The organism is Novosphingopyxis sp. (genome assembly GCF_965218915.1).
Taxonomy (GTDB): Bacteria; Pseudomonadota; Alphaproteobacteria; order Sphingomonadales; family Sphingomonadaceae; genus Novosphingopyxis.
Genome location: NZ_OZ244708.1, coordinates 1,474,832 through 1,496,886 on the forward strand (window position 1 = coordinate 1,474,832; position 22,055 = coordinate 1,496,886).

Sequence of the window (22,055 nt, forward strand, 5' to 3'; positions counted from 1 at the left end):
AGCATAAGCCTATCGCCCGGTCTTGACAGCGACCATAGAGGCATGATGTTAGCGCTATCAAGACAAAAGCAATTCGGAGGGGCAGCATCGTGACGGCAACGCTTTCAGGCGTGCTTCCGGCGGATTGGCGCGAGGGACGCTGGCTCGGCCGGATCGACCGCGGCGAAGGACCGACCCCGGTGCTGCTGGCCGGCGGAACCCTGTTCGACCTGACCGCGCGCGCCGCCTCAATATCGGGCACCATCGAGCGCCGGGCGTTCGATCCGGGGGGTCTCGAGTCCATTGCCGAACTCGATGCGGAGATGCCGCAGCTTGCCGAGGGCACGGCGTTGCTGAGTCCGATCGACCTGCAATGCATCAAGGCCGCCGGCGTGACCTTCGCCGTGTCCGCGATCGAGCGCGTGATCGAGGAGCGAGCGCGCGGCGATTCCGCGCAGGCGGCCGCGATCCGCGGGCGGCTGGAGGCACGTGTCGGCCAAGGCATCCGCTCGGTCGTGCCCGGATCGCCCGAGGCCGCGCAGCTCAAATCCGCGCTGATCGAGGACGGCCTGTGGTCGCAATATCTCGAAGTCGCGATCGGCCCGGACGCGGAAGTGTTCACCAAGTCCGCCGTGCTGTCTTCCGTCGGCCATGGCGCCGAAATCGGCGTGCGCTCCGATTCGAGCTGGAACAATCCCGAGCCCGAAATCGTCCTCGTCGTGAATAGCCGAGGCGAGGCGGTCGGCGCGACGCTCGGCAACGATGTGAACCTGCGCGATTTCGAGGGCCGATCCGCGCTGCTGCTCGGCAAGGCGAAGGACAACACTGCCAGTTGCTCCATCGGTCCGTTCATCCGGCTGTTCGACGAGCATTTCGGTATGGATCAGGTCCGCGAAGAAACAATCGAACTGCTGATCGCGGGGGAGGATGGCTACCGGCTCGAAGGCACCAACCGCATGGCCGAGATCAGCCGCGACCCCGCCGACATCGCGAGCCAGGCGATGAGCGAGCATCAATATCCCGATGGGCTGGTGCTGTTTCTGGGCACTTTGTTCGCGCCCACGCAGGACCGCGACGAGCCGGGACGCGGCTTCACCCACAAGCTGGGCGACCGGGTGGCGATATCCTCGCCGCATCTGGGTACGCTGGTGAACACAGTCACCAGCTCACGTGATGCCTCGCCCTGGACCATGGGCATTGCCGAACTTATGCGAAACCTCGCCAGCCGAGGTCTCGCCGAACGCATATAAGGAAAGAGCAATGAACCTCACCCACATGATCGGCGGCGAACGCCGCGAAGGCGATGCCTCGCTGGAAAGCCGCAACCCTTCGAACACCGACGAGGTCGTCGCGCGCTTCCCCGCGGGCGGACAGCAGGAGGTCGACGATGCCGCCGCCGCCGCGCGTGCCGCTTTTCCGGCTTGGTCGATGGCGTCGCCCGAGGTGCGCGCCGATCTGCTCGAAAAAATCGCCGCGACCATCTTCGAGCGCGCCGACCAGCTCGGCGAACTGCTCTCGCGCGAGGAAGGCAAGACCCGCGCCGAGGGCAAGGGCGAAGTCATGCGCGCCGCGCGCATCTTCCGCTATTTCGGCGGCGAGGCGCTGCGCCGCCACGGCCAGACGCTCGAATCGACGCGCCCCGACCTCGATGTCGCCACCTACCGCGAGGCGGTCGGCGTCATCGGCCTGATCACGCCGTGGAATTTCCCGATCGCGATACCCGCCTGGAAAGCCGCGCCCGCGCTGGCGTTCGGCAATACGGTGGTGATGAAGCCGGCGAACGTTACCCCGGCTACTGCCGCGGCGCTCGCCGATATCATCGCCGAGTGCGGCATGCCGCCGGGCGTGTTCAATATGGTGCTGGGCCGCGGCAATGTCGGTCAGGCGCTGGTCGATCATCCCGATGTCGACGCTATCTCCTTCACCGGATCGCAGGTCACCGGTGCCAAGGTTGCCGAGAGGGCGATGAAGCGTCAGGCGCGCGTGCAGCTGGAAATGGGCGGCAAGAACCCACTCGTAGTGCTCGCCGATGCCGATCTCGACAAGGCGGTAAATATTGCGCTCGACGGCGGCTTCTTTCAGACCGGACAGCGCTGTACCGCCTCGAGCCGCGTCATCGTGGAGAATGCGATCCACGACAAATTCGTCGAGGCGTTGGCCGAAAAGGCCAAAGCGCTGGTCATTGGGCCTGCGCTGGATGATGGCACGCAGGTCGGCCCGGCCTCCAGCGAACAGCAGTTCGCGCAAAACATCGATTATATAAAAATAGCGACCGGGGAGGGCGGCAAGCTCGTCGCTGGCGGCCAAGAAATCACTTGCGGCACGCCCGGCTATTATATGAGCCCCGCACTCCTCGCCGATACCGATCCGGACATGCGGATCAACAGGGAGGAGGTGTTCGGCCCCGTCGTCTCCACCGTGCGCGCCAAGGATTATGACGCGGCGCTGGCGCTGGCCAACCAGGGCGAGTTCGGGCTGTCCGCCGGTATCGTCACCACCAGCCTCGCCAAATCGCGCCATTTCCGCAAACATGTGCGCGCGGGCATGGTGATGCTCAACCTCCCGACCGCAGGGGTCGATTATCACGTTCCGTTCGGCGGCATGCGTCGGTCGAGCTATGGCGCGCGAGAGCAAGGTTTCGCTGCGGTGGAATTCTATACGCAGATCAAGACGGTCTATACGGGGGATTGAGGTGCTGTTGAAAACCACCGCGCGCGAACGCGCCAGCTATCCGTCCCTAAAAGACAAGCGCGTCCTCATCACCGGGGGGGCGTCTGGCATCGGTGAGGGGCTGGTCGAAGGTTTCGCCGCGCAGGGCGCGCAGGTAGCGTTCGTCGACATTGCCGACGGGGCGGGGCAGGCGGTGGCCGAGCGATTGTCCGACACGTGGCATGCGCCGGTATTTCACCGCTGCGACATCACCGACATCGCCGCGCTGGAACGCACTATCGCCTCCGTTACCGAAGCGTTTGGCGGGATCGATGTGCTGCTGAACAATGCCGCGAACGACGACCGGCATAATATCGAGGAGGTGACGCCCGAATATTGGGACGACCGGATCGCGGTGAACCTGAAGCACCAGTTCTTCGCGGCCAAGGCGGCGGCCAAATCGATGCAAGCGAATGGCGGCGGTTCGATCGTAAATTTCGGATCGATCAGCTGGCATCTCGGCCTGCCCGATCTGACGCTCTACCAGATATCAAAAGCGGGGATCGAGGGGCTGACCAAATCGCTCGCGCGCGATCTTGGCCGGTACGATATCCGCGTGAACACTATCGTTCCCGGCAATGTGAAGACCCCGCGCCAGGAGAAATGGTATACGCCTGAGGGCGAGGCCGAGATCGTCGCGGCGCAATGCCTCGAAGGGCGCGTCGAGCCGGTCGATATCGCGGCGATGGCGCTGTTCCTGGCCTCTGATGACGCGCGCTTTTGCACGGCGCATAATTACTGGGTCGACGCCGGCTGGCGTTAATGGCGCGCAATGTCCGTCCGGTCGCGCCAGCCGGCGCCGTGCTAGGCGAGGGCCGGTATGGGATGCACGCGAGCGCCTGTTGCGCTTCGTCGACATCAAGGGCATGGCCGTCTTCGATGCCGATGTCCCCGGTTGCCCGGTCGCGCCAATCGCTCTCGGCTAGATATTTTCAATGATTATGCCGCGGCGTCTTTTTGGCGATGCCGAGATATTTGAGCGCGAAATCCATCGTTCCGCCCTCGGCCAGCTGGCCGGTCTTTTCGCGGAACAGCTCTTCCCACGGCGTGTTGCTCTCAGCTGTGGGGACGGGAGTCTCGGCCAGCCTTCGCGCGATTTCCTCCCCACTCACCAGCGCGTTGCAGCTGCGTTCGTTGAGATCGACGCGGATCATGTCGCCGTCGCGCAGCCAGTGCAGCCCGCCGCCGACCGCGCTTTCCGGGCTGACATTGAGGATCGAGGGGCTGTCCGACGTGCCCGACTGCCGCCCGTCCCCCAGCGTCGGAAGCCAGGCGACGCCGCGCTGGATCATCGCATCGGGCGGCTGCATGTTGACGACTTCGGCCGAGCCGGGCCAACCGATCACGCCCGATCCGCGCGCGATCAGGATACAGTCCTCATCGATATCGAGCGAAGGATCGTTGATCCGGTGATGATAATCCTCGCCGCCGTCGAAAATCACCGCCCGCGACTCGAATACGCCTTCGCGGCCCGGCTGCATCAGGTAGCGCTGGCGGAATTCGTCGGAGATCACCGAGGTCTTCAAGATACCGAAATCGAACAGGTTTCCGCTGAGCACCAGAAAGCCCGCCTTGTCCTGCAGCGGCTCTGCAAAGGGGTGGATCATTTCGCGGTCCCGGCTCTCGCGGCCTTTCAGGTTTTCGCGCATCGTCCGGCCGGTCACCGTCATCCCATCGCCGTGCAGCCGGCCCGCCTGCATCAGCTCCCACATCGCCGCGGGCACGCCGCCAGCGCGGTGAAAGCGCTCGCCGAGATAGGCACCCGCCGGCTGCATGTTGACGAGCAGCGGCAGGTGATAGCCATGCTCCATCCAGACCCCGGGTTCCAGATCGATCCCGGCATGGCGCGCCATCGCTACGATATGCGGCTGCGCATTGGACGATCCGCCGCAGACGCTGACCGTGGCGATCGCGTTGAGGAACGCTTCGCGCGTCAGGATATCGGACGGCTTCATATCCTCGCGCACCATTTCCACGATCCTCTGCCCGGTGCGATAGGCCATCTGGCCGCGCTCCCGATAGGGCGCGGGGATCGCCGCGCACCCGGTCAGCGACAGGCCCAGCGCCTCGGCCACCGCGTTCATGGTCGATGCCGTGCCCATCGAATTGCAATGCCCGGCCGAAGGCGCGCTGTCGGTCGCGCGGTCGAGAAATTCGTCCTGCGTGATCTCGCCCGCCGCCAGCTTCCGCCTGCTACGCCAGATCACCGTGCCCGACCCGACCAGCTCGCCATTGTGCCAGCCGTCGAGCATCGGCCCGCCCGACAGCACGATCGCCGGGATATCGACGGTGGAGGCGGCCATGATCTGCGCCGGCGTGGTCTTGTCGCAGCCGGTGGTCAGCACCACCCCGTCGATCGGATAGCCGTAGAGCAGCTCGACCAGGCCCAGATAGAGCAGGTTCCGGTCGAGCGCCGCCGTGGGACGGCGGCAGTTCTCGAAGATCGGATGGACCGGGAATTCGATCGGCACCCCGCCCGCGTCGCGGATGCCGTCGCGCGTGCGCTTGGCCAGATCGAGATGGATGCGGTTGCAGGGGCTGAGGTCGCTGCCAGATTGCGCGATGCCGATGATCGGGCGGCCCGAGCGCAGCTCCTCCGGCGTGATGCCGTAATTCAGGAAACGCTCGAGATAGAGCGCGGTCTGGTCCGGCCGGTCCTCGCTCGCGAACCATTCGCGCGAGCGCAGGCGCTTGCCGTTCTCGCTCATAGATCCTCGGACACGCCGATATCGCCGACACGGCGCTGCGACAGCGCCGGCGCGGCATCGGAATGGCGCCGCACCAGCGTATAGGGCAGCGTAGCCTGCTCCACCGGCAGCTCATCGCCCGCCCGCTTCGCCCGCGTCACCCGCGCAATCGCCTTGACGGCATAGGCCGACATATCGCGAATAGGCTGCCTGATGGTCGTCAGTTCGGGCCAGATCGTGCTGGCCATTTCGGTATCGTCGAAGCCGCACACGGAAATATCGCTGGGCACATCGAGATGCTGCCGGTGCGCCACCGCGACGGTCGCCGCGGCCATATCGTCATTGGACGCGAAGATGGCGGTCGGTCGCGGTCTCACCGCCAATAGCCGCTCGGTCGCCGCCATGCCGGAACGGTAGGTGAAGCTGCCCTGCGCAATCAGTTCGTCGGACACCTCCAGCCCGGCATCCGCCATCGCGGCGCGATAACCGTCCAGCCGGTTGACGCTGGCGATCTGCTCCGGCTTCCCGATAATAAAGCCGATCCGCCGATGGCCGAGCCCGATAATATGGCTGGTCATATCATAGGCCGCCTTGAAATCGTCGATCATCACCGAGCCATGCGCGCCCACGGCGCGGCCCGGCCCCACGGCAATGGAAACCGCGTCCAGCTTGGCGACCAGATCGAGCACATCCTGATCATCGCATAGCGGCGGCGGCAAGATGAAGCCGTTGATCCCGCCCCGGGCGAGATTGCGCATCAGCATGCCGACATCGGTGGCAATGTCGCAGCTTTGCACCATCAGATGAATGTCGCTGCGGTTAGCCTCCTCCAATGCTCCCATCAGAAGCTCGCTGAGATAGGAGGCGGAGGGATTGTCGAACAGCAAGGCAATGCGGATCTGTTCCCCGCCCGCCAGACTTCGCGCCGCCCGGTTGGGCGCATAATTGAGTTGCTCGATGGCCGCGCGCACTTTTTCGCGGGTCTTTTCGCGCACGTTACCGTCACCATTGACCACGCGGCTCACCGTCATCGATGAGCAGCCCGCCAGCCGCGCGACGTCGGTAATCGTAGGAGCATTGCCCTGTCGCCGGGTCCCGCGCCGCTTGGTGGGAAGCATTTGATCGGTCATGCCTGCAAGGCCTAATATGTGCGTGCTTTTCAGACCAGCCCTTTCCGCGTCGATCATGAACGGTCCCACCTGTTGAGTGCGCGATACCAAACGGGATTGACAAGCGTCGCCGGGCTGCATCATGTTAGCGCTATCAAAACGAACCTCGCAAGGCAATTGCGGGAGCGGAGAGGGAACATAATGTCGTCATATCGTCTGGCTGCGGCGCTTGCCGCTTCGACTGTCCTGCTGTCGCCGCTGGCTTATCCCGCCCCCGTCTTTGCGCAGTCCGCCGAAGCCGCGCCGCAAAGGCCGCCCGCCGATGCTCCCTATCGCAATGCCGGGCTGACCGACGAGGCGCGGATCGACGATCTCATCGCGCGCATGACGCTGGGCGAAAAAATCGCCCAGATCACCTCGATGTGGGACAATAAGAAAGAAATTTTCGACGACGCCGACGAATTCGACATCGCCAAGGCGCGGGCGAAATTCCCCGATGGCATCGGCCAGTTCGCACGGCCGTCCGACGCCACCGGTCCGGGCAGCCCACGCGAAACTCCGGGCCGCGACGCGGCGGCGACGGTGCGGCTGGTCAACGCGCTGCAGCATTGGGCAACCCAGGACACGCGGCTCGGCATCCCGATCATCTTCCACGAGGAGGGCCTGCACGGCTATGCCGCGCTCGGTGCCACCAGCTTCCCGCAATCGATCGCCATGGCGTCGAGCTGGGACCCCGATCTGCTGCGGCAGGTCAACGCCGTGATCGCCCGGGAAATCCGCGCGCGCGGCGTATCGCTGGCGCTCTCCCCGGTGGTCGATGTGGCGCGCGATCCGCGCTGGGGCCGGATCGAGGAAACCTTTGGCGAGGATCCCTATCTGGTGAGCGAACTCGGCGTCGCCGCGGTCGAGGGATTGCAGGGCACCGGTACCGAAACCCGGCGGCTGGCACCCGGAAAAGTGCTCGCCACGCTCAAGCATATGACCGGCCACGGCCAGCCCGAAAACGGCACCAATGTCGGCCCCGCGCAAATCTCCGAGCGCATTCTGCGGGAGGATTTCTTCCCGCCCTTCGAACAGGTGGTCAAACGCACCGGGATCGACGCGGTGATGGCGAGCTATAACGAAATCGACGGCGTGCCGAGCCACGCCAACAAATGGTTGCTGCACGACATATTGCGCGGCGAATGGGGGTATCGCGGCGCGGTGGTCAGCGATTATTACGCGATCGCCGAGCTGGCGAGCCGCCATCACATCGCCGAGGACGCCGCCGGCGCGGCGAAATATGCACTGGCGGCCGGGGTCGACAGCGATCTGCCCAATGGCGCCGCCTATGACACGCTGGTCGAGGCGGTTCGCGACGGCAGCGTGGCCGAGACCGCGATCGATCAGGCGGTGCGCCATATGCTGGCGATGAAGTTCAAGGCGGGTCTGTTCGAACAGCCGTTCGCCAGGCTTGCCGACACCGAAGTCGCCAACAATGCCGAGGCGATCGCGCTGGCCCGCAAGATGGCGGAAAAGTCGCTGGTTCTGCTCAAGAATGACGGAATGCTACCGCTTGCGATGCCCAAAGCGGGAGGTCGCAAACCGACCATCGCGGCCATCGGGCCGAATGCGGCGGTGGCGCGGCTCGGCGGCTATTATGGACAGCCGCCCAAGACCGTCTCGCCGCTCGAAGGTATCAAGGCGCTCGTCGGCAATCGCGCCGACATCGTCTATTCCGAGGGCGTCAGAATCACCGTCGATGACGACTGGTGGCAGGACAAGGTCGAACTCGCCGATCCCGAAGCGAACCGCCGGATGATTGCAGAAGCGGCGGCTGCTGCGCGCGGCGCGGACCAGATCCTGCTGTTCATCGGCGATACCGAGCAGACCAGCCGCGAAGGCTGGGGCGACGAGCATCTGGGCGACCGCACGCAGCTCGATCTGGTCGGGCAGCAGCAGGAACTGTTCGATGCGCTGAAGGCGCTGGGCAAGCCGATCACCGCGGTGCTGATCAACGGCCGCCCGCCCAGCTATGTGGGAATTGCCGAACACGCCAATGCGGTGCTGGAGACCTGGTATGGCGGCGAGCAGCAGGGCAATGCCATCGCCGATGCGCTGTTCGGCAAGGTCAATCCGGGCGGCAAGCTGCCGGTGTCGGTGGCGCGCAGCAGCGGCCAGCTGCCGATCTATTATAATTACAAACCCACGGCGCGGCGCGGTTATCTGTTCGACACGACCGCCCCGCTTTATCCCTTCGGCTACGGGCTAAGCTACACCCGCTTCACGCTCGGCGAGCCCAAATTGTCGGCGGGCAGCATCGTCGCAGGCCAGCCGGTCGACGTGTCGGTCACCGTCACCAACAGCGGCGAGCGCGAGGGCGACGAAGTGGTCCAGATTTACGTGCGCGACAAGGTCAGCTCGGTCACCCGGCCGGTCAAGGAGCTGAAGGCGTTCCGGCGCATCACGCTAAAGCCCGGCGAAACCCGCACGGTGACATTGCCGCTCGGCCCCGAGGCCTTCCGCTTCTGGAATATCGACATGAAACGCGTGATCGAACCGGGCGAATTCGAGATCATGGCCGGCGATAATTCCGCCAATCTCAAGACCGTGACGCTCACGATAACGCCATGACGGGCCCGTCACGCCGCGCGATCCTGGGCGGCGGTGCGGTTTTAGCGCTGGCTGGCTGCGCCGCGCCGATGGCCGGGACGGGCACCTCGGAGACGTTGAAAAGCGCCGCCGCAGCACACGGCCGACGCTTCGGTTCGGCCTTTGCCTGGGGCGCGGCGGGCAGCGACACGGGCTCCTTTGCCAACCCCGCCTATGCCGGGCTGCTGAGGCGCGATTGTGCAATCCTGGTGCCCGAAAACGAGATGAAGTGGCAGGCGATCCGACCGAGCGCGGACGCCTACGCCCTCGATCATTTCGATGCCATGGTGGATTATGCCGAACGCCAGGGCTTTGCCCTGCGCGGGCATACCTTGCTCTGGCAGCGGCCCAAATGGTTTCCCGGCTGGCTCAACGCCCATGATTTCGGCGCGCGCCCCGCCACCGAGGCGGCGCGCATTCTCACCGGCCACATCGACACGCTGACGCGCCGCTATGCTGGCAAGATCGCGAGCTACGATGTCGTCAACGAAGCGGTCGATCCCGAAACCGGCGCGCTCGTCGAGACCGTACTCTCCAAAGCCATGGGCGGCGTAGAACCGTTGCTCGACCTCGCTTTTCACACTGCCAGCGCCGACGCGCCCGGCACGCAGCTGGTCTATAACGACTATATGAGCTGGGAGCCGGGCAACGAGAATCATCGCGCGGGCGTGCTGCGTCTGCTCGCAGGCTTCAGAAAGCGCGGCGTGCCGGTCGATGCGCTCGGCATCCAGTCGCATATCGAGATGAAGACGCTCGACCCCGCCACCGGCATCGGACCCTATCAGGGCGCCGCATGGCGGCAATTCCTGAATGAAGTGACCGGCATGGGCTATGATCTCGTCGTCACCGAATTCGACGTGCGCGACAACGCCTTGCCCGGGGATATCGCGGTCCGCGACCAAGGCGTGGCCGATTACACCCGCGTCTATTTCGAGACGATGCTCGATTTCCCGCAGCTACGCGACATATTGGCGTGGGGAATGACCAGCCGATACAGCTGGCTGCAAGGCTTCGATCCGCGCGCCGACGGCTTGCCCCAGCGCTGCTGTCCCTATGACGACCGCTTCCGCCCGTTGCCGATGCGTGCCGCGCTGATCGGCCTCTTGCGTCTGGCGCAGGCGACCTGATCGCCCAAAACTGCTAAGATCTGAAAAATGGGCACCGCATCCGTCTTCCGCTTGGCGTCGAATCCGCGCATTGGCCACCACCGGGTCGGCCGGGAAGACCAGCCCCTAATCGCGATCGACGGGGTGATGGAAGATGCAGGGAAACTCGTCGATTTCGCCCGCTCCCATGGCGGGTTCACCGATACCATGGCCGGGCTCTATCCGGGACTACGCGCGCCCCTGCCGCTCGATTATGCACGCGCGGCGGTGGGGCGGCTCGATCCGCTGATTCGCGAGATATACGACCTCGGCGCGGTGAAGCTCGTGAAAATCGATTGCGTCTATTCGCTGGTCACAACGCCGCCGTCGGCTTTGGTCCCGTTTCAGCGTATTCCCCATATCGACACGTCGAACCCGCTGCATTTCGCGGTCCTGCATTTCCTATGCGGCCCGCCCTTCGGCGGCACCGCCTTTTTCCGGCAGCGCGAGACGGGATTCGAGACGATTACGCCCGAACGCGCGGCGATATACGAGAAAGCCTGCGGTCGCAGCCTGGCGGACGACGAGGCGGCGGCCTGCTATATCGCGGACGGCCACCAAGCCTATGAGCGGATCGCCTTGTTCGATGCCCGTTGGGACCGGATGCTGGTCTATCGCAGCAATGCGCTCCACAGCGGCCACATTCCCGATCCCGCCGCGCTATCCGCCGATCCGGCGATCGGTCGGCTGACCGCCAATATCTTCATCGGCTACAGTCCGGCCTGACGCTCTCATTACATCGCAACTGGCTTCGCTTAGAAGCTGAGGCGGGTAAAGATGGTGAAACGCCGGTCGGCACCGTACCATTGGCGCGGCACATAGGCGATATCGCCGTTGCCGTCGAGCACCGCCGCCTCGGTCTTGGTGATCGAGTTGAGCAGGTTAACGCCCTGCGCGCCGATCTTGAAATGGTCGCCCACATTGAGCGAAATAGAGGCGTCGAGCTGTCCATAATCCTTCTGGAAGATCGGATCGAACGGGGTGATCACGTCGCGGATCGTCACCAGATAGCGCGAGCGCCAGTTATACGACGCACGGGCCGAAAACGGACCGATGTCGATGAACGGCGTGACGTTTACGGTGTGCTTCGAGAGACCCTGCAGCGGGAACTCGTCGCCCGGAATCGCCGACTGGCGGCCCGCCGCGACATCCGGTTCGGTCGACGACAGCGTGGTCTGCGGTACGCCGTCGGAGTCAACGAAGGTATAGGCCGCCTGCAGACCCAGCCCGGACAGGAAGCCGGGAAGGAAATCATAGGTCTGCTGATACGCCAGCTCGAAACCCTTGATCTTGCCGACATCGTCCGAGTTGACCGGCGTGGTTACCACGGCAGGGAACGTAGCGCCGTTGTTCGTCAGATCGATGATCTGCGTATCGTTGGTGACCACATCACGCAGCACCTTGTAGAAGAACGACGCCGTCAACTGACCGACATTGCCGAAATAATATTCCGCAGTGAAGTCGTAATTGTCCGCTTCGGTCGGCCGCAATAGCGGATTGCCCGCCGTGAGGGTCGATTGGATTTGGAAGTCACCGGTTACATTGCCGCTTCCATCCACGACCGGAACGGCATCCAGGCCCTGAATGTTGTAATTATTGCGAGTGTAGCCGAATTGTGGATCGAAAACGCCCTTGAAATACCCGGCACGGAACTGGATGCCGCCACCGACTTCAAGCTTCAAGTTCACGTTCGGTAGCCAGTAATCATAAGTGAGATCGAAGTCGTTGGTAAGCGTTGCACCGTTCAAATAGGCGCGAGCGGCAGCTCTCTGCTCCGGGCTGATATTGTCGGCGCAGAACCCTGTCGGCGTTCCTTCCACGGCGGCACATTGCGCTTCGCTCGGAATTCCCGAATTGTTGCCGGAAAATTGCTGGAAGCCCCCCGAAGTGCGATGTGTACGCGTGTAGCGGACGCCAATATTGCCGGACAGGTTCCAACCGTTGGAAAAGTCGTGCTCGAGACGCGCCAGCAGGTAACCGGCATAATTCTCGCTGGCTTGCGGGTTGATCTCGCCAGGCTGGTAGATCGTACCGGCCACGTTGCCGCAGCGGTCTCCCACCGCGACCCAGCCATTGTTGACCACGCGGCCGTCCGCGCATGTCGTCGTACCTTGCCATTCACGAATGATCTGGTTCGCAAAGGCGACATATTCATCGTAATCGTCGACCGGATTGCCGGCATAATAAAGCCGCGGCTGCCCTTGCAGCGGATCGCCCGCATCGCCGCGAAAGAAATCCGCGAAGACGAAGGACTCGAACCCGCCGGTCGGTGAGCCGCCGTTACCGCCGGTTACGCCGTCGACATTGTCGTCGAGCCAGACCGGGCCGCCATTGCCCCATTGCTCGCTGAGCACGCCCCAGTTGTAGATCGAGAAGCGCGCCGTCTGTTCCGTGTCGGCGTAACGGGCACCCGCCTTGATGGCTTTCAGGAAACCCGAATCAGGAAACGACAATTCACCGTCGATCCGGAAGGCATCTTCATTTCCTCTCGAGTCTTCGAAATGGTCGAGCGCCGCGCGAGAGAAGCTGTTGAACGGATCGCGATAGCTCATATGACCCGGTCCGTAATAGGACGGGTGATCATCGTCGTCGAACCCATCGGTGCCGGGGTTCGATCCCACCGGTCCGGGACAGGTGGGATCGACGCAGGTCTGCGGCGGCTGGAAGAGGATCGTCGGCAGATCGTCGCCATTGAGCTGCAAAAAGGCGTCCTGATAGGTCGACACCAGATAGCTGTTGTCGGCAACGGTCGTGGTCGAATCGACGTGCTGATAGTCGACGCTCAGTGCGAACCGATCGCTGGGGGTCCACTGGATATGAGCCGAATAATCGTCCGTTTTGACCCGGTCGTTGTGCACGCGATACTGGTTGTTCGATTGTAATCCGAGCACCGGGGTGCGTACATCGGCGGTTTGCTGGTCGGCACGCCATCCGGTCGGGCCGGTGAGGAAGCCGCTTTCGAACAGGCCGCTATCGTCGAAGTCGAGCGAAGTGCCCGCAACCGCGCGCGAATCCCCAGCGGCCGCCACGTTGTCCGTGGTGACCTCGACCGTGTGCTCGCCCCAGGTCTGGCGCGCGTCGGAGCGGATGAACTGCGCGGTGGCTTCCAGCGTGCCATCGTTGCTGCGCCATTGCGCGGCGGCCGAATAGCCGTAGCGCTCACGGTCGAACTCCTGCGTACCGAGCACCGCGCCGCGCGGGAAAAGGGCGGAGCCTTGCTCCGTCGCATCGCCGAACGGGATTACGTCGGTCCGCGTGCCGTCCGAGTAGACCGTGCGCGGGCGGAACGCGGAAATCGCGATGCGGTCGGCGCGCGAGAACAGTTGCGAGTAGGAGAAGCTGCCGAGCAGGCCGATCTCACCGATACCCGTGTCCCAGCGTTTGCTGCCGAGCACCGATACGGTGGGAGCACTCTTGTCCGCGAAATCGCCATAATTCAGTTCCAGCGAACCGGCGAGCACCGTATCGTCCTCATCCAGCGGCAACCGCGTGCGCAGATTGACGATGCCGCCGATCCCGCCTTCGATCATGTCCGCCGACGGGGTCTTGAACACATCCACGCCGCCCAGCAGTTCGGAGGGCACATCGGCGAAACTGAGGCCGGAGCCATTGCCCGCGCTGAAGGCCTGACGACCGTTGAAGCGCGAGCCGACATAACTGAGGCCGCGCACCACCACACCCGAACCTTCGGTCGCGAAATGGTCCGGATCGACGCCGGCGGCGAAATGGTTGATCGTCACACCGGGCACGCGCTGCAGCGCTTCGGTGACGGAACGGTCGGGCAGCGCGCCGATATCCTCCGCGGTAATCGAATCGACCACCACGTCGGAATTCTTCTTGATCGCCTGCGCGCCGCGCAGCGATTCGCGAAAGCCGGTGACCACGATCACATCGTCTCCGCCCGCCTCGTCCTGGTCCTCGGCGGCCTGATCGTTAGGCGACTGGAGTTGTTCGTCCTGCGCGCCATCGTCCTGTGCGCTGGCCTGCAGCGTCGTTGCCAGCGCCGGTGCGCCACCTGATGCGGATTGCGCCATCGTGGGCGTGAGGCCGATGCCCGCAATGCCGAGGGCAATGATGGATACGCCGCTTTTCAGCGAAGCCGCGACATTGCTACGGACGGCGATGTTGGTCTTGGCGTCGGACACCTGTTCTTCCCCTCCTGTCAGCACCTCATTGAAGAGGTCACCTTGCCGCGCCCATTAAAGATAGCGCTAACATTTTTGGCATTATGGCAAATGTTCGGCTTGCGCAACCCCGATTGCACGTTAGGCAATCAGGTGGTGCAAAATGACCACAACCTTGGGGGCGAGAACCGAAAGACTATGCAGCCTACCACCAGCAATCGCATCCGATCCGTCGTCATCGTCGGCGGGGGCACGGCGGGCTGGATGACCGCCGCCGCGCTCGGCCGGGTGCTCGGCCGTGACTATGCCGACATCCGCCTGATCGAATCGGACGCCATCGGCACGGTCGGCGTGGGCGAGGCGACGATCCCGCAGATCAACATCTTCAACCGCATGCTGGGTATTGCCGAAGACGACTTCGTGCGCCGCACGAAAGGCAGCTTCAAGCTGGGGATCGAGTTCGTCGACTGGGGCGCCTTGGGAACACGCTACTTCCACCCGTTCGGCCATTACGGCATCGACATGGAGGGCGTGTCCTTCCACAGCTTCTGGATGCGCATGGCCAAATCGGGCGCATTCGCCGATGTCGAGGACTTCTCGCTGATGGCGCGCGCGGCGCGCGGAGGCAAGTTCATGCGCCCGATCGACGCCGGCAATTCGCCGCTGTCCGGCATCGCCTACGCCTTCCATTTCGACGCCGGCCTCTACGCCGCCTATTTGCGCGAATATGCCGAGGCGAAGGGCGTATCCCGCACCGAGGGGCGTATAAACGCGGTCGAGCGCGATGGAGAGAGCGGTAACATTTCGCATCTCCTGCTGGAGAGCGGGGAGCGCGTGGACGGCGAACTGTTCATCGACTGCTCGGGCTTCGGCGGGCTCGTCATCGGCAAGACGCTGGGCGTGCCCTATCGCGACTGGTCGCGCTGGCTGCCGTGCGACCGCGCCGTCGCCGTGCCATGCGAACGGCTGGCGGACCTTCCGCCCTACACGCGCTCCACCGCACGCACCGCCGGCTGGCAGTGGCGCATCCCGCTGCAGCACCGCATCGGCAACGGCCATGTCTATGCCAGCGATTATATCAGCGACGACGAGGCGGCGGCGCAGCTGCTCGGCAGCCTGGACGGCGAACCCTTGGCCGATCCGCGGTTTCTTAAGTTCACCACCGGGCACCGCGCGCGGTTCTGGGAGCGCAACTGCGTGTCGATCGGTCTGTCCGCCGGGTTCCTGGAGCCGCTCGAATCGACCAGCATCTGGATGATCCAGACCGGCATCGCTCGCCTGCTGTCCAACTTTCCCGACCGCCGCTTCGCCGCTGCCGAGCGCGACCGCTACAACCGCCAGATGATCGAGGAGAGCGAGTTCATCCGCGATTTCCTGATCCTGCATTATCATGCCACGCGGCGGGGCGATTCGGACTTCTGGAACTACTGCCGCACGATGGCGATTCCCGAGCGGCTGGCCGAGAAACTGCGCATCTGGCGCAGCACCGGCCGCGCCTTTCGCGAGCATGAGGAGCTGTTCAACGACACCAGCTGGTTCGCGGTGATGCTGGGGCAGGGGGTCGAGGTGGAGCGTTACGATCCGCTGGCCGACATCCTGTCCTATGACGAGCTCACCGCGCGGATGGAGCACATCCGCCAGGCGATGGCCAACTCGGCCGACTACATGCCCAGCCACGATCGCTACATCGCGGAAAACTGCGCCGCTTGAGACCATTCGTCCCGGGCGGCGTCGGCCCCTTATCCTTCCATCGCCTCCAGCTCCTTGCCCTTGGTTTCGGTGACGAACCGCTTCACCAGGAAGAAGCTGATGACCGCGCAGACGGCGTAGAAGCTGTAGCTGGCGGCCAGGCCGATGCCCGTGGCCATCACCGGGAACGTCTGCGCGACGAGATAGTTGGCGAACCACTGGAAGAACCCCGCCACCGCCAGCGCGCTGCCGCGGATCTGGTTGGGGAACATCTCGCCCAGCATCACCCACATCACCGGGCCCCAGCTGACGTTGAAGAAGATGACGTAAAGGTTCGCCGCCACCACCGCGACCGTGCCCATGCCGGTGGAAAGGACCAGCTTGCCGCCCGCATCGAGCGTGCCTTGGCTGAACGCGAACACCATGACGAACAGCGACGCCGCCATGCCCGCCGAGCCGATCAGCAGCAGCGGCTTGCGCCCGATCCGGTCGATCACGGCGATGGTGACGAAGCAGGCCGCGATCGAGACCACGCCGGACACGATGTTGATCAGCAGGCTGTCGTTTTCGGTGAAACCGGCGAGCTGCCACAGCGTGGCGCCGTAGTAGAAGATTACGTTGATCCCGACGAGCTGCTGGAACACCGCCAACATGATGCCGACCCATACGATCGGGCGCATGCCGAGCAAGCCGCGCGTACCGGCGGGCGCGAGCACGTCGCGCAGCCGCGGGCGGTGATCGGCGGTGAAGCTGTCGCGGATTTCCTGCAGCTTGGCGCGCGCCACCACCTCGCCGAACAGTCTGACGAGCACGCCGCCCGCCTCCTCGTGGCGGCCCTTCGCGACGAGGAAGCGCGGGCTTTCGGGAATGAAGAACAGAGCCGCCAGGAACACCGCCGCGGGGATCGCCTGCATCAGGTACATCCATCGCCACGCCGCGATGCCCAGCCAGAACGCGTTGGTCGATTCGCCGGCCGCGGCGGCCAGGACATAGTTCACCAGGAACGCGGCGGTGAGGCCGGTGATGATCATGATCTGCTGCACCGTGGTCATCCGGCCGCGGATGTTCGCCGGCGCCACCTCGGAGATATAGGCCGGCGACAAGACGCTGGCCGCGCCCACCGCCATCCCGCCCATGATCCGCGCGAGCACGAAGATGCTGTGGTCCGCGGTCAGCCCCTGGATCAGCGCGCCGATCAGGAACAGCACCGCGGCCAGCCGCATGACGTTGCGGCGGCCCATGCTGTCGGCCAGCGTGCCGGCGAAGAAGGCGCCGACGAAGCAGCCGATGAGCAGCGAACCGACGGTGAAGCCCAGCCCGCTCTCGTCCAGTCCGAACGCGGCGGTCAGACCCGGCTGCGTGCCGTTGACCGCGCCGCTGTCGTACCCGAACAGCAGCCCCCCGATCGTCGCCACCGCCACGATCGCCATGATCAGCGCCAGATTCGCGCGATCTCCTGAAGCATCCTCCATCGACATCCCTTCCCGTTGCTCGCCCTCGGCGGCGATGTTAGCGCTAACTAAATGAACTTCGGCACAAGAAGCAAGCAAATGCGTCGCGATCGTCGGCGGGCGGAGCGACCGCTCGTTCGCTCAGGCGCGCGGATGTGCGCTGCGGTAGACGTCGAGCAGATGCGCCGCGTCGACCGCCGTATAGATCTGCGTCGAACTCAGGCTGGCATGGCCGAGCAGTTCCTGCAGCGACCGCAAGTCGGCCCCGCCCGCCAGCAGATGCGTCGCGAAGCTGTGGCGCAGCGCGTGCGGGGTCAGCCGTTCGGACAGCCCCAGCCGGCGGCGGGCGTACATGACGGCGCCCCGCATCGTCGCCGGTGCCATCGGGCCGCCGCGTGTGCCGCGAAACAGCGCTTCGCCCTTAGCGGCAGGGTAGGGGGTGAGCGCGGCATAAAGTTCGACCGCCTCGCGCACGGCGGGCAGCACCGGCACGATCCGTGTCTTGCCGCGTTTGCCGGTGACGCGCAGCGTTTCCTGCAGGGGCAGGTCGCCGCCGGTCAGCGACAGCGCTTCCGATATGCGCAGCCCGCAGCCGTAGAGCAGCAGCAGCACCGCCCAGTCGCGCGCGCCGATCCATGGCTCGCGTGCCGCCTCGGCCATGTCTTCGCCCAGCGCCATGATGTCGCCCGGTGCGGCCGGGCGTGGCACTGTGCGCGGCGCGCGCGGCGCCTTGATGCGCGGCAGCACGGCATTGTCGCCGCTCGCGAACTTCAGGAATGCACGGACCGCCGAAAACTCGCGCGCGGCCGACCGGTTGCCGATACCCTCGGCCCGGCGATCGGCTAGAAATCTTCTGAGTTGTTGCGCGGATATAGCTGAAAGGGAAATTTTATCGGCGCTGCCCGCTTCGCTCCCCAGAAAATCCACAAGCCGTTCGGCCGTGGCGACATAGGCCCGTATCGTATGCGGCGAACGACGGCGGTCGTCGCTCAGGAAGGCGGCGAAATCGCGGACGAGCGGATGGGCCATGGCGGCAGTGTAAAGCTTGTTACAAAAACCGTTAGTCCTTAGTTTGTCGAAGGTGATTGTTTCCTTGCAAACCCACTGCCTTTTCTCGTCACCCCAAGCCTTTCTGGTCGCCCCGGCGAAAGGGCACCCAACAGAGTAGTACTTTGTTGGGACCCGGATAGCTGGGGTCTCGAGCCGGATTGCCAGCACGCCCGAGATGCCAGCTTTCGCAGGCATGACGAACGGATATTGGCAAGTCATGTCGGTTGGCTTGACGGCAAGTGAGCCGGATTTGCAAAAGCTGTAATGACCTTGTCGAACGACGTATCCCGACAAGGTGAAGCGCTGCCTTCGGTTGCCTGCTTGCAGCAGCCGCTCAGGAGAGGCTTCGACAGGTTCGGAGCTACGCACGTCGAGAGGACGGCGGGGCATCAAGCCGCCACCGGTTCGATCGCCACGATTTCCGCCAGGATCGCGTCGAGCAGGGGGCGACCGGCTTCGGTCAGGCTTAGCCGCGCGCCGCCGCGTTCGATCAGGCCATGCCCCGCCAGCCGCTCGACCGCGGCGAAATCGACCAGCGCGGTTTGGACGAACCCGAAGCGCGACCCCATGACGCCGAGGTCGACACCCTCGCGCAAGCGCAGGCCCATCAGCAACGCCTCCATCGCTTGCTCCTCGGGTGACAACGCGGTTTCCGCTCGTGCCCCGTGGCCGTTCCGGTCCACCGCGCTCAGGAAATTCTCCGGCTTGCGGTGCCGCTCGGTCGCCATGGCGAGCCGCCGCCCGTGGGCGCCGGGGCCGATGCCGGCATAGTCGCCGTAGCGCCAGTAAGCCAGGTTGTGGCGGCTTTCCTGGCCCGGCCGGGCATGGTTGCTGGTCTCGTAGGCGGGCAGGCCGTCGGCCGCGGTCCGCGCCTGGGTGAGCGCGAAGAACTCCGCCGCCAGATCGTCGTCCATCGGCGCGAAATCCCCGCGCCGGACGTCGCTGGCGAAGCGGGTGCCCGGCTCGATGGTCAGCTGGTAGAGCGAGAGATGGCCGGTGCCGAGCCCGATCGCGCGCGCCAGCTCGGCGTCCCACTCGGCGATCGTCCGGCCGGGCAGGGCGTAGATCAGATCGAAGCTGACCCGCCCGAAATGGCGCTGCGCCGTGGCCAGCGCCGCCAGGCCTTCGGCGACGTCATGCGCGCGCCCGAGAAAGCGCAGCGCTTCGTCGCTGAGCGACTGCAGGCCCAGCGACACGCGGTTGACGCCCGCCGCCGCCAGATCGCCGAAGCGCGCCGCCTCGACCGATCCGGGATTGGCCTCCAGCGTGATCTCGAGATCGTGCGCGGGCCGCCAGTGCGTCGTCGCCGCCTCGATCAGCCGCGCCACGAGCGCGGGCGGCATCAGCGAAGGCGTGCCGCCGCCGAAGAAGATCGAGCCGAGCTCGCGCCCCGGCAGCAGCGCCGCCTCATGCGCCATGTCCGCGAGTAGGGCGACGCCCATGGCATCCTCGTCGTACGACGCGCGGACATGGCTGTTGAAATCGCAATAGGGGCATTTGCTGACGCAGAACGGCCAGTGGATATAAAGGGCGAGGGGAGCGGGCATGGGTGATTTCCAGGTGGACGGGTTCGGGCCGAAGCGATCGGTTCCTTCCCGGTAAACGCCGCTTAACTTGTCAAACTTGTCGCGAAACCCGTGTTTTTAAAAAAAACGTTCGCAATAAGCCGTCCATACGAAGGTCGTGCCGCCGAGGCGCCGATTGACGGAGGATGGGTTTACAGCATTCATGGCGTTTGGTCCTTTCGCAATTAACAACCTATTTGGTTATCAGGAAAGTGGCGTGTGGGAAAGCGTTTTGTAGCTGGTGGAGCGAAGCTGGGTTCCGGCCCTAAAATACCGCCGCCACCAGCTTGGCAAAGGCGTCCGCGCGGTGGTCGATCTTCTGCTTTTGCGCCGGGTCCATCTCTGCAAAGGTCCGCGTATCGCCATCGATCATGAACACCGGATCGTAGCCGAAGCCTTTTTGCCCGCGCGGCGGCCAGACCAGGCTGCCGGACACGCTGCCCTCGAACAGCCCGTGATGTCCGTCGGGCCAGACCAGCGCCAGCGTGCTGAAGAAACGCGCCGATCGGTCGACATCCGCGCCCAGCTCGGCCAGCTTCCCCTCGACCTTGCCCATCGCCATGTACCAGTCGCGGCCCGGCCCCCCCTCGAAGCTGCGTTTCTCCGCCCAGTCGGCGGTGTAGACGCCGGGCGCGCCGTCCAGCGCGGCGACGCCGAGGCCGCTGTCGTCGGCGAGCGCAACGCGGCCCGTCGCCGCGACCGCCGCCCGCGCCTTGATCAGCGCGTTTTCGGCAAAGGTCGTGCCGATCTCGGCGGGCTCGGACAGGCCGAGCTGTCCGGCCGAAACCGGGGTGACGCCATATGGGCCAAGCAGCGCGGTTATCTCATGCAGCTTGCCGTCATTATGCGTGGCGATGATAAGCTCGCCGGGGGTGAGTTTGCGGGGCATAAGTATATTGTCTCATTTTCGCCCTTCCGGCGAGGCTGGAATCCAGGGTGAGCGTAGCGCTGCAACGGCCCTGGATTCCGGGTCAAGCCCGGAATGACGATGTTTTGAAGATAGAAAACCTAGCCCTTCACCGCCGCCTCTTGGGCCTTGAAAATCTCGCCGCAGCCGATCTGGGCGAGGCGGAGCAGGCGCAGCAGGCCCTCCTCATCGTAGGTCGCACCCTCGGCGGTGGCCTGCACCTCGGCGATGCGGCCGCCCTCGATCAGCACGAAATTGGCGTCGGCGTCCGCGCTTGAATCCTCGGCATAATCGAGGTCGAGCACCGGCGTGCCCTGATGGATGCCGCAGCTGACCGCGGCGATCTTAGCCGCGATCGGATCGGCGGCGATCATGCCGCGCTTGAGGAGACCATCGACCGCCAGCCGCATCGCCACCCAGGCGCCGCTGATCGCCGCGGTGCGCGTGCCGCCATCGGCCTGGATCACGTCGCAATCGAGCGTGATCTGATGCTCGCCGAGTTTTTTCATGTCGACGACCGAGCGCAAGCTGCGCCCGATAAGCCGCTGGATTTCCTGCGTTCGCCCGGACTGCCTGCCCTTGGCCGCCTCGCGCATGCCGCGCGTATGCGTGGCGCGCGGCAGCATCGAATATTCGGCCGTCACCCAGCCCTCGCCCTTGCCGCGCATCCACGGCGGCAGCCGGTCCTCGACGCTGGCCGTGCACAGCACCCGCGTGTCGCCGAAGCTGACGAGGCAGGAGCCTTCGGCATGTTTGGTGAAGCCGGTTTCGAAGCGGAGCGCGCGCATTTCATCGGCGGCGCGGGAAGAGGGACGCATGGGAATTCCTTAAGTGGGATGGCTGTTAACGCCTCTTCCTTAGGGAGAGGCAACGAGACTTGCCAGCTTGCTGGCTGGGCGCAGTGGTGAGGGTGACGAATTGGCTATCACCCTCACCCAGCTTCGCTAGGCGCTGCGCGCCAAGCTGCGCTACCTCTCCCCGAGGGAGAGGGAATTTGGCAAAGCGTGCG

15 protein-coding genes are annotated in these 22,055 nt (G+C 64.6%); 7 read left to right on the plus strand and 8 right to left on the minus strand.

Annotation, left to right across the window (positions count from 1 at the left end; all coding sequences use genetic code 11):
• Positions 1-89: 89 nt before the first annotated feature.
• The 3 genes from ACOQPC_RS06760 to ACOQPC_RS06770 are packed head-to-tail and all read left to right on the plus strand — an operon-like array spanning position 90 to position 3,451.
• On the plus strand, positions 90-1,229 hold the full coding sequence (locus ACOQPC_RS06760) for a fumarylacetoacetate hydrolase family protein (RefSeq protein WP_420607875.1): 1,140 nt from the start codon (positions 90-92) through the stop codon (positions 1,227-1,229).
• Positions 1,230-1,239: 10 nt separating this feature from the next.
• Positions 1,240-2,670: an aldehyde dehydrogenase family protein gene (locus ACOQPC_RS06765; protein ID WP_420607876.1), complete on the plus strand. Its 1,431-nt coding sequence runs from the start codon at positions 1,240-1,242 to the stop codon at positions 2,668-2,670.
• Between the two features lie 4 nt (positions 2,671-2,674).
• Positions 2,675-3,451, plus strand: a complete 777-nt coding sequence (locus ACOQPC_RS06770) for an SDR family NAD(P)-dependent oxidoreductase (RefSeq protein WP_420608089.1) — start codon at positions 2,675-2,677, stop codon at positions 3,449-3,451.
• Between the two features lie 169 nt (positions 3,452-3,620).
• On the opposite strand, the gene ACOQPC_RS06775 is transcribed toward ACOQPC_RS06770, so the two are convergent.
• Together ACOQPC_RS06775 and ACOQPC_RS06780 are read right to left on the minus strand one after the other, a co-directional pair.
• Positions 3,621-5,396 carry an IlvD/Edd family dehydratase gene (locus ACOQPC_RS06775; RefSeq protein WP_420607877.1) on the minus strand — a complete coding sequence of 592 codons (1,776 nt, stop codon included), beginning with the start codon at positions 5,394-5,396 and terminating at the stop codon, positions 3,621-3,623.
• A complete protein-coding gene (locus tag ACOQPC_RS06780) occupies positions 5,393-6,505 on the minus strand; it encodes a LacI family DNA-binding transcriptional regulator (RefSeq protein WP_420607878.1) in 1,113 nt (370 codons plus the stop codon). Before ACOQPC_RS06780 ends, ACOQPC_RS06775 begins: the two co-directional genes overlap by 4 nt.
• Positions 6,506-6,685: 180 nt before the next feature.
• On the opposite strand from ACOQPC_RS06780, the gene ACOQPC_RS06785 reads away from it, so the two are divergent.
• From ACOQPC_RS06785 to ACOQPC_RS06795, 3 genes are read left to right on the plus strand one after another with little or no spacing between them, the layout of a single operon-like run.
• Positions 6,686-9,097, plus strand: a complete 2,412-nt coding sequence (locus ACOQPC_RS06785; protein ID WP_420607879.1) for a glycoside hydrolase family 3 N-terminal domain-containing protein — start codon at positions 6,686-6,688, stop codon at positions 9,095-9,097.
• Positions 9,094-10,242, plus strand: coding sequence for an endo-1,4-beta-xylanase (locus ACOQPC_RS06790; RefSeq protein WP_420607880.1), 1,149 nt, complete (start codon positions 9,094-9,096; stop codon positions 10,240-10,242). The genes ACOQPC_RS06785 and ACOQPC_RS06790 overlap by 4 nt, the downstream gene beginning before the upstream one ends.
• A 27-nt stretch (positions 10,243-10,269) precedes the next feature.
• Positions 10,270-10,986, plus strand: coding sequence for a DUF6445 family protein (locus ACOQPC_RS06795; RefSeq protein WP_420607881.1), 717 nt, complete (start codon positions 10,270-10,272; stop codon positions 10,984-10,986).
• Positions 10,987-11,015: 29 nt separating this feature from the next.
• On the opposite strand, the gene ACOQPC_RS06800 is transcribed toward ACOQPC_RS06795, so the two are convergent.
• On the minus strand, positions 11,016-14,405 hold the full coding sequence (locus ACOQPC_RS06800) for a TonB-dependent receptor (RefSeq protein WP_420607882.1): 3,390 nt from the start codon (positions 14,403-14,405) through the stop codon (positions 11,016-11,018).
• Positions 14,406-14,582: 177 nt separating this feature from the next.
• Here ACOQPC_RS06800 and ACOQPC_RS06805 point away from each other — a divergent pair, with 177 nt between their 5' ends.
• The gene (locus tag ACOQPC_RS06805; protein ID WP_420607883.1) at positions 14,583-16,094 is read left to right on the plus strand and encodes a tryptophan halogenase family protein; all 1,512 of its coding nucleotides are present in this window, start codon (positions 14,583-14,585) and stop codon (positions 16,092-16,094) included.
• 29 nt (positions 16,095-16,123) lie between these two features.
• Here the strand turns inward: ACOQPC_RS06805 and ACOQPC_RS06810 are convergent, their stop codons facing one another.
• From ACOQPC_RS06810 to rph, 5 genes are all read right to left on the minus strand, one after another.
• Entirely contained in the window at positions 16,124-17,545 is a 1,422-nt protein-coding gene (locus ACOQPC_RS06810) for a sugar porter family MFS transporter (RefSeq protein WP_420607884.1), read from the minus strand.
• A 120-nt stretch (positions 17,546-17,665) separates the two neighbouring features.
• The gene (locus ACOQPC_RS06815; RefSeq protein WP_420607885.1) at positions 17,666-18,553 is read right to left on the minus strand and encodes a tyrosine recombinase XerC; all 888 of its coding nucleotides are present in this window, start codon (positions 18,551-18,553) and stop codon (positions 17,666-17,668) included.
• A 410-nt stretch (positions 18,554-18,963) separates the two neighbouring features.
• A complete protein-coding gene (gene hemW, locus ACOQPC_RS06820; protein ID WP_420607886.1) occupies positions 18,964-20,121 on the minus strand; it encodes a radical SAM family heme chaperone HemW in 1,158 nt (385 codons plus the stop codon).
• A 283-nt stretch (positions 20,122-20,404) separates the two neighbouring features.
• Positions 20,405-21,028, minus strand: coding sequence for an RdgB/HAM1 family non-canonical purine NTP pyrophosphatase (rdgB, locus tag ACOQPC_RS06825; protein WP_420607887.1), 624 nt, complete (start codon positions 21,026-21,028; stop codon positions 20,405-20,407).
• Between the two features lie 119 nt (positions 21,029-21,147).
• A complete protein-coding gene (rph, locus tag ACOQPC_RS06830; protein ID WP_420607888.1) occupies positions 21,148-21,864 on the minus strand; it encodes a ribonuclease PH in 717 nt (238 codons plus the stop codon).
• Positions 21,865-22,055 lie beyond the last annotated feature (191 nt).